At 65.0% G+C, this 12,392-nt stretch carries 8 protein-coding genes; 1 reads left to right on the forward strand and 7 read right to left on the reverse strand.

Translation table 11 applies throughout. The features are described 5' to 3' along the window. Positions 1-13 precede the first annotated feature (13 nt). Entirely contained in the window at positions 14-757 is a 744-nt protein-coding gene (locus tag ET21_RS0116105; RefSeq protein ID WP_030540485.1) for a DUF72 domain-containing protein, read from the forward strand. Between the two features lie 10 nt (positions 758-767). Here ET21_RS0116105 and glgX read toward each other — a convergent pair whose 3' ends face one another. The 7 genes from glgX to ET21_RS0116140 form a co-directional block, all read right to left on the reverse strand. Beyond that, positions 768-2,651 carry a glycogen debranching protein GlgX gene (gene glgX / locus ET21_RS0116110; protein ID WP_030540486.1) on the reverse strand — a complete coding sequence of 628 codons (1,884 nt, stop codon included), beginning with the start codon at positions 2,649-2,651 and terminating at the stop codon, positions 768-770. Further along, entirely contained in the window at positions 2,648-4,096 is a 1,449-nt protein-coding gene (gene glgA / locus ET21_RS0116115; protein ID WP_030540487.1) for a glycogen synthase GlgA, read from the reverse strand. Before glgA ends, glgX begins: the two co-directional genes overlap by 4 nt. Before the next feature lie 15 nt (positions 4,097-4,111). After that, positions 4,112-5,374 carry a glucose-1-phosphate adenylyltransferase gene (gene glgC / locus ET21_RS0116120; RefSeq protein WP_030540488.1) on the reverse strand — a complete coding sequence of 421 codons (1,263 nt, stop codon included), beginning with the start codon at positions 5,372-5,374 and terminating at the stop codon, positions 4,112-4,114. 17 nt (positions 5,375-5,391) lie between these two features. Then, positions 5,392-7,584, reverse strand: coding sequence for a 1,4-alpha-glucan branching protein GlgB (gene glgB, locus ET21_RS0116125; RefSeq protein ID WP_051768198.1), 2,193 nt, complete (start codon positions 7,582-7,584; stop codon positions 5,392-5,394). Between the two features lie 22 nt (positions 7,585-7,606). Continuing rightward, complete coding sequence (locus ET21_RS0116130; RefSeq protein ID WP_030540490.1) at positions 7,607-10,072, reverse strand: glycogen/starch/alpha-glucan phosphorylase; 2,466 nt, start codon at positions 10,070-10,072, stop codon at positions 7,607-7,609. A gap of 88 nt (positions 10,073-10,160) precedes the next feature. After that, positions 10,161-11,363 carry a serine hydrolase gene (locus ET21_RS0116135; protein ID WP_030540491.1) on the reverse strand — a complete coding sequence of 401 codons (1,203 nt, stop codon included), beginning with the start codon at positions 11,361-11,363 and terminating at the stop codon, positions 10,161-10,163. Between the two features lie 96 nt (positions 11,364-11,459). Then, positions 11,460-12,371, reverse strand: coding sequence for a hypothetical protein (locus tag ET21_RS0116140; protein ID WP_237751581.1), 912 nt, complete (start codon positions 12,369-12,371; stop codon positions 11,460-11,462). Between the last annotated feature and the right edge of the window lie 21 nt (positions 12,372-12,392).

The following is a 12,392-nucleotide window of genomic DNA, read 5'->3' on the forward strand; positions in this document are numbered from 1 at the left end:
CGTTGATATCGCCATGACGATCGGAATGAGCAGGGTCGGCACGGCCGGATGGGCGATCGCATCTCGCTACAGTGCGCAATTTCCTGGGGAGGGCGCGCATCTTGAGCGCTATGCCCGTCATTTCAACGCCGCGGAAATCAACAGCAGCTTCTACCGGCCACATCGCCGCTCCACCTATCAACGCTGGGCCGCGAGCGTGCCGCCGGATTTCCGGTTTTCGGTAAAGGCTCCCAAGGCCATCACTCACGAACTGCGGCTGGTGGATTGCGATGATGTGGTCAGCCGCTTCATGGATGAGGTGCAGGGACTGGAAGGCAAATTGGGCGTGGTCCTTGTCCAACTGCCGCCCAGCCTGACCTTTGCTGACGAATTACTTTCAGTGATGGAGCGGCTACGCGATCAGCTTGGCGCGTCCGTTCAATGCGAGCCCCGGCATGCCAGCTGGTTCGCGCCGCATGTCGGCAAGGCGTTCGCCGAAACAGGAATCGGACGCGCCGCTGCCGACCCGTCGCTGCTATCCGATGCCGCCCGGCCCGGTGGAGGCGGGGAACTCGCCTATTTCAGGCTGCATGGCGCGCCGCGCATCTACTGGTCGCGTTATGAGCAGGCGGACCTCAAAGCCTGGTCCGCCGCTGCCTTGAACGAAATGTCGGATGGCCGCGAGACCTGGATCATCCTCGACAACACGGCCGCTGGCTTTGCGCTTGAGAACGCACTCGAAATGCAAGCCCTTCTCGCTCCGGCGCTGATCCCGTGACAGCCGCGCGTCATAGCTGTCCTCCTAGCGTTACGATCGTGCGGCCGGGCACGTCGATGGATTGCCCGCTCGCCTGAAACCGGCAGCCTTCAACCTCTCCGTTGACGCAGAGGGCAAGGCCCGTTCCGCGATATCGCATGATCAGGCGGCGGCGCGCGGGGTTTTCCCAATCTTCGGAGGTTAGCGGCGCGCCATGTTCGTCCAGCCATTCCACATCGCTATCGGTCAGCAGCCTCGTGCCGGACAGGTTGGCGCTTCCGGCGCGCTGGGCGGCAAGGGCGAAGGCATGCGCCTCGATCTCCCGGTCGCGCCCGGTCCAATCCAGCCAACTGATCGCATTATCCTGCGCATAGCTGTTGTTGTTGCCGCGCTGGGTGCGGCCGAACTCGTCTCCGGCGGTCAGCATGATCGTGCCGCGCGAGCAGAAGAGGGTGGAAAGCAGCGCCTTCACGTCGCGCTGCCGCGCCGCCTCTATGGCGGGGTCATCGCTGGGACCTTCGACGCCGTTGTTCCAGCTGAAATTCTCGCCATGACCGTCCCGGTTATCCTCGCCATTGGCTTCATTATGGCGGTGCGCGTAGCTGGCAAGGTCGCGCAGGGTGAAGCCGTCATGCGCCGCAATGAAGTTGACCGTGCGCGTATGCTCCCCTGCTCCGAACAGGTCCGACGATCCGGCCAGCCTCGTCGCCAGCGCGCCCAGCATGGCGGGATCACCTCGCCAGAACCGGCGGACATCGTCGCGATAACGGTCATTCCATTCCAGCCAGGGCGCGCCAAAGCGTCCGAGTTGATAGCCGCCCGGCCCGATGTCCCACGGCTCGGCAATCATGATGCGGTCAACGAGCAATGGGTCCTGCCGCATCGCCGTCAGCAGCGGCGCGCCGGGATGGAACCCGTCCGGCATCCTGCCCAGCGCGGGGGCCAGATCGAAGCGGAAGCCATCCACGCCGGTCTGGGTGACGAAGTGACGCAGCGACGCCAGGATGAGCGACTGCATGGCGGGGTGGTTGCAATCGATGCTGTTGCCGGTGCCCGTGTCGTTGATCAGATTGCCGTCAGAATCGCGGCGGAAAGCGCTGCGGGCATCCAGACCGCGCAGCGACAGCGTAGGCCCAAGCATGTCGCTTTCACCATTATGGTTATAGACCATGTCCAGGATCACGCCGATCCCCGCCGCATGCAGCGCGGCCACCGTATCGCGCAGTTCGGAAAGGCCGCCCGGCGCGATACGAGGATCGAGAGCGAAATAGCTGACGGGATTATAGCCCCACGCATTGCGCAGGCCCAGGGGCGGGAGGTGCCGCTCATCGATACAGGCGTTGACCGGCATCAACTCGACCGCGCCGACATGCATGCGGCGCAGATGATCGATGATCGCCGGATGAGCGAGCGCGCTGATCGTCCCGCGCTGCCCTGCCGGGATATCGGGATGCTGCATGGTGAAGCTGCGCGCCTGAAGCTCGTAGATCAGCCCGCCGGGGCTGAACATGGGCGGCTGGATCGCGACGGGATGCAGAGGGGCGATGACCACGCCCTTGGGCATGAGCGGAGCCGTGTCGCCGCCCTCCCCCCTTGGAGCGGCGAGCGCGGGGTCATAGGCGAACGGCCGGTCGATCGCCTGCGCATAGGGATCGAGCAGCAGCTTATCGGGGTCGAACCACAGGGCCTGGCCGGGATCATAGGGGCCGTCGGCCCGGATGCCGTAGCGGGTTCCCGGCCCCGCTCCGGCTATGTCGACGGTCCAGAGGCCCTCGCCATCCCGGCTCATCGGCAGGCGCGTCTCGCGATCGCCCGCGTCGAACAGGCAGAGCCAGAGCTGGGTCGCGTCCGGCGACGCCACGCGGAAGCGAACGCCCTCGCCGCTTGTCTCCGGCCCCGGCAAAGGGCTGCTCATGCGGCGGGTTGCACCAGCGCCCGGAACAGCCGGGCATATTGGCGCGCGCTATGCGCCCAGGAAAAGTCCGCGCGCATGCCTGCCCGCTGCATCGCCTGCCACGCCGCCTTGTCGCCATGCAGACGAACCGTTCTGGTGATCGCTCCGGCAAGGGCGGAGGGGTCGGACGGGGCGAAGACGATGCCCGTCGCCGCTCCCGCAGCCACGGCCGCTTCATTGGCGTCGATCACCGTGTCGGCAAGTCCCCCTGCGCGCGCCACCACCGGAATGCAGCCGTAGCGCAGGCCGTAAAGCTGGGTAAGGCCGCAGGGTTCGAAGCGCGAAGGGATGAGGATGGCGTCGCCGCCCGCCTGCATCAGGTGGGACAGCGGCTCGTCATAGCCGATCTGCGTGCCCACGCGCCCGCGATGCCGCTCCGCCGCTGCCAGGAACGCGCCCTCCAGCGCATGGTCGCCCGACCCAAGGATCGCCAGCTTCGCGCCCAAGGCGACGAGATGGCCGATCGCGTCGGCGACCATGTCCATGCCCTTTTGCCAGGTCAGGCGGCTGATGATGACGAAGAGGGGCGCATCGTCGCGATCCAGCCCGAAATGCCTGGTCAGCGCCTTGCGGTTGGCGGTGCGCGCCGCCAGCGCCCGCGCCGTATATCGCCGCGCGATCAGGGGATCGGTCGCCGGGTCCCAAATGGCCGTGTCCACCCCGTTCAATATGCCGTGCAGCCGGTCGGCCCGCCCGTTCAGCAAGCCGTCGAGGCCCATGCCTTGCGCAGGGGAGCGTATCTCCTGCGCATAGGAGGGGCTGACCGTGGTAATGAGGTCGGCCGATATCAGCCCTGCTTTCAAATAGCCGGTGCCGCCATAATATTCGACGCCATCGACGCCCCATGCTTCGGGCGGAAGGCCAAGGCTGCCGAATATCTCAGGGCCGAACCGCCCCTGAAAGGCGAGGTTGTGGATGGTCACGGCCTTGGGCATGTCACGGGCGGGGCCGTAGCGCATATAGGCCGCCGTCATGGCCGCCTGCCAGTCATGCGCATGGACGATATCGGGCCGCCATCCCTTGATCCCGTCCTCCGCCAGGTCAGCGCCCGCGCGGGAAAGCGCGGCGAAGCGCCTCCAGTTGTCGGGCCAGTCATGTCCGGCCAAATCCCCATAGGGGCCGCCTTCCCGCATGAAGAAGTCCGGCGCGTCGAGCACCAGCAGGTCGAGATCGCCCGCCTTCGCCGCCAGGATGGAGGCCGGTGCGCCGAACAGCGCGTCATAACGCCGCACCACCTTCGCCTTGCCGATGCGCGCCATGACCTGCGGATAGCCCGGCGCCAGCGTGCGCACGGCAATGCCCTCCCCAGCCAGAGCGGCGGGAAGCGCGCCCGCGACATCGGCAAGGCCGCCGGTCTTGATCAAAGGATAGATTTCGGACGCGACCGAAAGCAGCTGCATTCCCATGTCCCCCCGCTCAGCCTATCGGTGCGCCAGCCGCTCGATCATATATTGCGTGATCAGGCACACGCCGCTTTCGGTGCGGCGGAACCGGCGCGCATCCTCTTCCGCATCTTCGCCCACGATCAGGCCCGGCGGAATGATGACGTCGGAATCGAGCACGCATTTGTGCAGCCGCGCCCCGCGCCCGATCTCACAGCCGGGCATGATCACGCTGTCGGTGACGGACGAAAAGCTGTGCGTCCGCACGCCTGAAAACAACAGGCTGCGGTGCAGGGAGGAGCCGGACACGATGCATCCGCCCGCCACCAGCGACGATGTGGCGGACCCGCGCCGCCCATCCTCATTATGGACGAACTTGGCGGGCGGCGTCACTTCGGAATATGTCCAGAGCGGCCAGTTGCGGTCGAACAGGTCGAGCGAGGGCACCACCTCCGTCAGGTCGATGTTCGCCTGCCAATAGGCGTCGATGGTGCCGACATCGCGCCAATAGGGCACGGGCTCGCTTTCCGCCCGCACGCAGCTGCTGGAAAAGCGGTGGGCGACGGCCTTCCCATGCTTGACGATATAGGGGATGATGTCGCCGCCGAAATCGCGCTTGCTGGCGGGATTGTCGGCGTCGCGGCGCAGTTCCTCGATCAGGAATTTAGTGCGGAACACATAGATGCCCATGGACGCCAAAGCGAGATCGGGCTGGCCGGGGATGCCGGGCGGATTGCTGGGCTTTTCGACGAAATCGGTGATGACGTCGCGTTCATCCACATGCATGACGCCAAAGCCGCGCGCCTCCATGCGCGGCACCTCCAGGCAACCCACGGTCACGTCGGCGCCCGTGTCGACATGCTGCTGGAGCATCAGTTCATAGTCCATCTTGTAGACATGATCGCCCGCCAGCAGCACCATATATTCGGGCGCATAGCCTTCGATGATGTCGATATTCTGGAACACGGCGTCGGCCGTCCCTTCATACCATTGGCTTTCGGAAACGCGCTGGCTGGCGGGCAGGATGTCGAAGCTTTCGTTGCGTTCGGGACGCAGGAAGTTCCAGCCGCGCTGTAGGTGGCGGATCAGCGAGTGCGCCTTGTACTGCGTCGCGACGCCGATGCGGCGGATGCCGCTGTTGAGCGCGTTCGACAGGGCGAAGTCGATGATCCGCGCCTTGCCGCCGAAATGCACCGCCGGCTTGGCGCGCTTGTCGGTCAGTTCGCCCAAGCGGCTGCCGCGTCCCCCCGCCAGCACATAGGCCATGGCGTCACGAGCAATCGGCTGGTGCCTTGGTTGCATGGGAATTTTCCTTCTCCTTATCCCGGCGTCAGCCTGCTCTCGTCCCAATCATTATAGTCCAGTTCCAGCATCAAGGTTCCCAAAGGCGGGATGGTGATGCTGGCCCAGCCATCCTCATCCGCCGTCACCGAACCCATATTGCCCGCGCCGCTGCCGCCATAATCGGCCGCGTCGCTGTTCATGATCTCTCGCCACAGCCCGGCGGCGGGCAGGCGTATCCTGTAGCCCTGCCGCAGGACCGGCGTGAAATGGCTGATGACCACGACCGGCGCGGCGGAAGGGGAGCGGCGGACCCAGGCGAAGACGGAATCCGCCGCCGCGTCCACCAGCACCCATTCGAACCCCTCCGGCTCGCAATCGCGCGCGTGCAGCGCCGGGCGCGAGCGGTAGAGGCGATTGAGGTCCGCCACCAGCTTCTGCACGCCCCGGTGCGGCTGATGATCCAGCAGATGCCAGTCGAGCGCCCTCGCCTCGCTCCATTCGGCGCGCTGGGCGAATTCCTGCCCCATGAACAGCAGCTTCTTGCCCGGATAGGCCCACATCATCGCATAATAAGCGCGCAGGGTGGCGAATTTCTGCCAATCGTCGCCCGCCATCTTGTGCAGCAGGGACGCCTTGCCATGCACGACCTCGTCATGGCTGAGCGCCAGGACGAAATTTTCGGTGAAGGCATAGACCAGGCCGAAGGTGATGTCGTCATGATGGTGGGCGCGGTGCACGGCCTCCCGCGACAGATAGCGCAGCGTGTCGTGCATGAAGCCCATATTCCATTTGAAGCCGAAGCCAAGGCCGCCTTCATGGACCGGGTGGGAAACTTTGGGCCAGCTCGTGGACTCCTCCGCAACCGTCATCACGCCGGGATGGGTTCCGTACAGCGCCTTGTTCATCTGCTGGAGGAAATCGACCGCCTCCACATTCTCGCGCCCGCCCTGCGCATTGGGTATCCACTCGCCTGCCTTGCGCGAATAATCGAGGTAGAGCATCGATGCCACCGCATCGACCCGCAGCCCATCGACATGATAGCGCTCCGCCCAGAACAGCGCATTGTTGATCAGGAACTGCGCCACCTCCCGCCGCCCGAAATTATAGATGGCGGTGTTCCAGTCGGGATGGAAACCCTTGCGCGGGTCCTCATGCTCGTAGAGCGCCGTCCCGTCGAAACGGGCGAGGCCATGGGCATCGGTCGGGAAATGCGCCGGAACCCAATCGAGCAGCACGCCCACCCCCGCCCGGTGCGCGCCATCGACGAAGCGGGCAAAGCCATCCGGGTCGCCGAAGCGCGCGGTGGGCGCATAAAGGCCGGTCGTCTGATAGCCCCAACTGGGATCATAGGGATATTCGCTGATCGGCAGAAATTCGATATGGGTAAAGCCAAGCCCCACCACATAGGGGATCAGCCGGTTGGCAAGCTCATCCCAACTAAGGAAATTCCCATCTTCGTCGCGCTGCCATGATCCGGCATGCACTTCGTAGATGGAGACAGGCTCGCGCCGCGCATCCGCCTTTGCCCAATAGTCGCGATGCCGGTCATCGCCCCACACATGCGCGGGGGGAGCAGCGACGATGGAGGCGGTGGACGGCCGCAGTTCGGACTGAAAGGCGAAGGGATCGGCCTTGAGCGGCAAGGGCGTTCCATCCGCGGCCAGAAGCTCGAACTTGTAGGGGACGCCCGGTCCCACTTCGGGAATGAAGATTTCCCACACGCCCGCATCCTGACGGCGGCGCATCAGCCCGCGCCGTCCGTCCCAGCGGTTGAAGTCGCCGACCACGGACACGCGCCCGGCATTGGGCGCCCAGACCGCGAAATGGGTGCCGTCCACCCCTTCATGGCGGATCGGATGCGCGCCCATCTTGTCGAACAGGCGGCCGTGCGATCCTTCGGCGAAATAATAATCGTCCAGCGGCCCCAGCACCGGCCCGAACCCATAGGGATCGATGAAGCAATATTCGCCGCCATCGGGGAAGACCGCATGATAGCGCAAGGGCTGCCGCTTGCGCACCGCCACCTTGCCGAAGAACAGGCCCGCAGGATCGACCAGCGCCAGCGTGCCCGCCATCTTCCCGTCGAGCCGGTAGGCGGTGACGCTGACCGCTTCGGGCAGGAGGACGCAGGCGGTGAACGCCTTTCCGTCCGGGTGAACGCCAAGCGCCGCGAAGGGATCGTCCTCGCGGCCTTCGACCAGCCTGGCGATCTGCCCGGAACTCAGCACCCGGCTGCGCAGCCCATCATCATCACATCACCTTCCAGATATCGGCGGCATATTCCCTGATCGTGCGGTCGGACGAGAACCAGCCCATCCGGGCGACATTGTGGATCGCCATGCGCGCCCATTGCGCCTGGTCGCGCCAGATCGCATCGATGCGCCGCTGCGCCGCTGAATAGCTGTCGAAGTCCGCGGCGACCATGAACCAGTCATGATCGTAGATGCCCGCGATCAGGTCGCGATAGCGGTTCGGATCGTCGGGGGAAAAGACGCCGCTGGCGATCGCGTCCAGCGCCTGGCCAAGCTCGCGGCTCTGGCCGATGACGTCGCGCGGATTATAGCCGTTGGCGCGCCGTTCGTTGACCTGCTGCGCGGTCAGGCCGAAGATGACGATATTCTCCTCGCCCACATGATCGCGCATCTCGACATTGGCGCCGTCCAGCGTGCCGATGGTCAGCGCGCCATTCACCGCGAACTTCATGTTGCCGGTGCCTGACGCTTCCATGCCCGCGGTCGAAATCTGTTCGGAAAGGTCCGCCGCCGGGATCATCACTTCGGCCATCGAAACATTGTAGTTCGGCACGAACTGCACCTTCAGCAGCCCCTGCACCGCCGGATCATGATTGATGGCGCGGGCGACATCGCCCGCCAGCTTTATGATCAGCTTGGCATTATGATAGCTGGGCGCGGCCTTTCCGCCGAACAGCTTGACGCGCGGCACCCAGTCCCTTTCCGGGTGGGACCGGATCTGGTCGTACAGCGACACCGCCTCGATGATGTTGAGCAATTGCCGCTTATATTCGTGGATGCGCTTGATCTGGATATCGAACAGCGCGGCCGGATCGATCCTGGCGTTGACGCGGGCGCGCAGCAGGCCCGACAGCGCCGCCTTGTTGGCGCGCTTGACCGCCATGAACCTGTCCTGGAAAGCAGCGTCGCCGGCGAAGGGGTCAAGGTCCCGCAGCGCTTCGGGATCGTCCATGAAACGGTCGCCAATGGCTTCGCGGATCAGGTCGAACAGGCCGCGATTGCACTGCATCAGCCATCGGCGGAAGGTGACGCCGTTGGTCTTGTTGTTGATGCGCGCGGGATAGAGCCGGTGGAGGTCGGCGAACACGGTTTCCTTCATCAGGTCCGTGTGCAGCGCCGACACGCCATTGACGCTGTGCGATCCGGCGAAGGCCAGATTGCCCATCCGCACCCGCCGTTCCCCGCCTTCGTCGATCAGGGATATGCAGCCGACCGCCCGGTCATCAAACTGTCCCGACCGCCGCGCTTCGCCGAGCAGGCGGCTGTTCACCGCATAGACGATCTGCATGTGCCGGGGCAGCAGCCGTTCGAACAGCGGCACCGGCCAGCTTTCCAGCGCTTCGGGCAGCAGCGTATGGTTGGTGTAGCTGAACGTGCGCCGCGTCAGGTCCCAGGCTTCATCGAAATCGACGCCATGGTCGTCCAGCAGGATGCGCATCAATTCCGCGACGGCGACGGCGGGATGGGTATCGTTCAACTGGATCGCCGCCTTGTCCGGCAGCGTCCTTATGTCGCCGAAATATTGCATGTGCCGCCGGACGATGTCCTGCAAGGATGCGGAGGAGAAGAAATATTCCTGCCGCAGCCGCAATTCCTGCCCCGCTGGCGAACTGTCGGCAGGGTAGAGCACCCGCGTCAGCGCCTCCGCCCGGTTGCTTTCGGCCAGCGCGCCCAGATGGTCCCCGGCGTTGAAGCGATCGAGCAGGATCGGGTCGATCGGCTGCGCTTCCCACAGACGCAGCGTGTTCACCCGCTTGCCGCGCCAGCCAGCGATCGGCGTGTCATAGGGCGTGGCGATCACGCGCTCGCTGGGCCGCCACTGCATCTGGTGCGGCCCCGCATTCTCTCCTTCGGCGGGGTCGACGCGGCCGCCGAAGCCGATTTCATAGCTCGCCTCGCGCCGCTCGAATTCCCAGGGGTTTCCGTGCGTCAGCCAGGTTTCGGGCAGTTCTACCTGCCAGCCGTCCGAAATCTCCTGCCGGAACATGCCATTCACATAGCGGATGCCATAGCCATAGGCCGGGACGTCCACCGTCGCCATGCTTTCCATGAAGCAGGCGGCCAGCCTGCCAAGGCCGCCATTGCCCAGCGCCGCGTCCGGCTCCAGCGCGGCGATGATGTCTATGTCCACGCCCAGCGAGTCCAGCGCCGCCTTCACATCGTCCAGCATTTCCATGTTGGACGCCGCATCGCGCATCAGGCGGCCGATCAGGAATTCCAGGCTGAGATAATAGACCCGCCGTCCCTGCTCCTCATAGGTTTTCTGCGTCGACCTGATCCAGGCGTCGATCACCCGGTCCCGGATCGAAAGGATGACGGCGTGCAGCCAGTCGTGCGGCTTGGCGGCCTGCGCATTCTTGCCGATGCGGTAGGTCAGCCGCTCGACAATCTCCCGCGCGAGCGCTTCGGGACCGCCCTGCCGCGGAGCAGGCATGAAAAGCGTGGTGTTGCCCTTTACGTTCATGGCGCGCCCCTTGCTGATTCAGCAGGGATGATGACACAGGGCCGCAGGCGAGACCATCTGCAATTTCGCAGTGCAGCATGATCGCGCACTATCCCGCATACCCTTTCAGGATCGCGGCCTTGATGCCGTCGCGAAAGGCGCGGCGCAGGGGGTAGACGTTGGATGGAAAATGCTGGGTCATCAACAGGCCGATTATCCGTTCGCGGGGGTGAACGAAGAAGAAGGTGGAAAAGACCCCGCCCCAGAAAAATTCCTGCGTGACAAGGTCGGTCGCAAAGCCCAGCCCAAAGCCGACATCGGCATAATCGGCCTCGCTGAACATGGATGAGGACAGGCTGGCAAGGTCAGCGCCGCCGGGCAGTTGATTGGCGTGCATCATCGCTATGGTTTCGGGGCGCAGCAGCCGGACGCCGTCCAGTTCCCCGCCGCGCAGCAGCATCAGGGCGAAGCGATGATAATCCTCCGCCGTCGACAGCAGGCCCCCGCCCCCCGACCGGAGGCGCAGGTTGCGCCGCCAGCTGCTGCGCTCCCCCCGTTCGTAGAGCGACAGCCGCCCGTCGCTGCCAAGCTGCCACGCATCGGTCATGCGGCCGGCCCGGTCATCGGGCAGCCGGAAGAATGTGTCCGTCATGTCCAAGGGCGCGAAGATGCGATCGGCAAGGAAGCTGCCCAGATCCGTGCCGCTCAGCCGTTCCACTATGACGCCGAGCACATCGGTCGAGATGGAGTAATTCCAGCGTTCGCCCGGCGAGAACTCCAGCGGCAGGCGGGCGACGGCTTCGATGAACTCGCCCGGTCCTCGCTTCTGGTGGAACTCGTCCAGACCCTGTTCGCGATAGAGGGCGTCGATCGGCGTCTGCCGCTGAAGCCCATAGGTAAGGCCGGAGGTGTGACGCAGCAGGTCGATCATCCGCATCGGCCGCCGCAAGGGCTGACGGTCCATGCCGACGGTCAGGGCGGAAAATTCCGGCAGCACATCGGTCACCGGATCTTGAAGCGCCACCAGCCCCTGCTCCACCAGCATCATGAAGGCGGCCGAGGTGACGGGCTTCGTCATGGAGGCGATGCGGAACAGCGCGTCGTTGCGCAGCGGCTCACCCGTGGCGCGCGCGGCGCCGCTGACATGGTCCAAAAGCGGCTTTTCATCGCGCGATACCAGCAGGCGCAGATGCGGCAGCTTGCCGGACGCGACATAGTTCTGGTGCAGGCCGTCAGCCAGGGCATGCAGCCGCGCGGCGTCCAGGCCCGCCGCCTGCGCCGCTGCTTCGTCTGTCCATGTCTTCGCCTGCATGCTGCCTCCGGCCTATTCCGTCCCGCAGCTAGAACAGGCAAATGGCGGCCATGTCCATATGGGCTAGGCGAAATGACCGGACCGGATGGCCGCGCCTTACGGCTGGACCGCGAAGTCGAAGATGCGGGCCGACCCCGTGCCGCTGCCCCACATGCCCGGCCCCGTGCCCGCGCTGACGGAATAGAGGAAGCCATATTCTCCGGCAGGAAGGTCGGCCGTTGGCGTCACCTTGAACACGCCGGGCGTCACCTGCTCATAGTCGAAGGCGATGCGGTCCTTGTCCATCACGCCCGCCTTGGCTCCCGCCAGGTTCATGCTGCCCACCCGCGTTTCCCGCCGGTCCTTCTTCACGTCGAAGCGGATCAGCGAAAACTCGTTGGGCGAGGTGATGGCCGTCGCGGGCCCCGCCAGCCAGAGCGAAGGCGCGCCCGTCTGCGACAGGCCGCGCGTCGCTTCATCGAAGTAGAAATAGAAGGTAGGGCGCGGCCGCTGCGTGCGGGCCCTGGCGCTGGTGTTGGGAATGACCGCCTTGATGCTGAGCGAGGCGATGCCGCCGGTGAAGGCATAGCCCAATATGCCGCCGGTCTTGCTCTGGTTCGATGTCGTGGGGTCGATCCGCGCCATCTTGGGCTGAGGCAGCCAGTCCATCAGCATGTAGATGCCCGAAGGATGCGGCACCAGCGGATCGGGCGAGTCCGCGGAAAAAGCGGCCTTCGACGATACGGAACCGGTGGCCCCGGCCTCAATCATGGCGGCGATGACCGGGCCGGTGACGCCATTCCTTTTCAGCAGGATCAGATCATCGGTCGACAGCGCATAATGGGCCGCCGAAGCCTTGATCTTGGCGATGACCGCTTCCTCGCCCAGTCCCGCCTGGACCAGCGCCACCACCATGTCGTTGGTCAGCGTCTCCGCCCGCACATTCGCAGGCAGCACGCCCGCGCCCATCAGCGCGAGCGCCGCCATTGCCTTCCACAGCGTCATCTTGTCCCCCCTGTCGCCGGACATGCCCCCACATCCGGCCTCACG

It is taken from the genome of Sphingobium sp. DC-2, assembly GCF_000722555.1.
GTDB lineage: Bacteria > Pseudomonadota > Alphaproteobacteria > Sphingomonadales > Sphingomonadaceae > Sphingobium > Sphingobium quisquiliarum.

What these genes read in the sequence shown, in the direction of transcription:
- ET21_RS0116105 (WP_030540485.1), top strand. Translation starts at nt 14, where the DNA reads ATGACGATCGGAATGAGCAGGGTCGGCACGGCCGGATGGGCGATCGCA.
- glgX (WP_030540486.1), bottom strand. Translation starts at nt 2,651, where the DNA reads ATGAGCAGCCCTTTGCCGGGGCCGGAGACAAGCGGCGAGGGCGTTCGC.
- glgA (WP_030540487.1), bottom strand. Translation starts at nt 4,096, where the DNA reads ATGGGAATGCAGCTGCTTTCGGTCGCGTCCGAAATCTATCCTTTGATC.
- glgC (WP_030540488.1), bottom strand. Translation starts at nt 5,374, where the DNA reads ATGCAACCAAGGCACCAGCCGATTGCTCGTGACGCCATGGCCTATGTG.
- ET21_RS0116130 (WP_030540490.1), bottom strand. Translation starts at nt 10,072, where the DNA reads ATGAACGTAAAGGGCAACACCACGCTTTTCATGCCTGCTCCGCGGCAG.
- ET21_RS0116135 (WP_030540491.1), bottom strand. Translation starts at nt 11,363, where the DNA reads ATGCAGGCGAAGACATGGACAGACGAAGCAGCGGCGCAGGCGGCGGGC.
- ET21_RS0116140 (WP_237751581.1), bottom strand. Translation starts at nt 12,371, where the DNA reads ATGTCCGGCGACAGGGGGGACAAGATGACGCTGTGGAAGGCAATGGCG.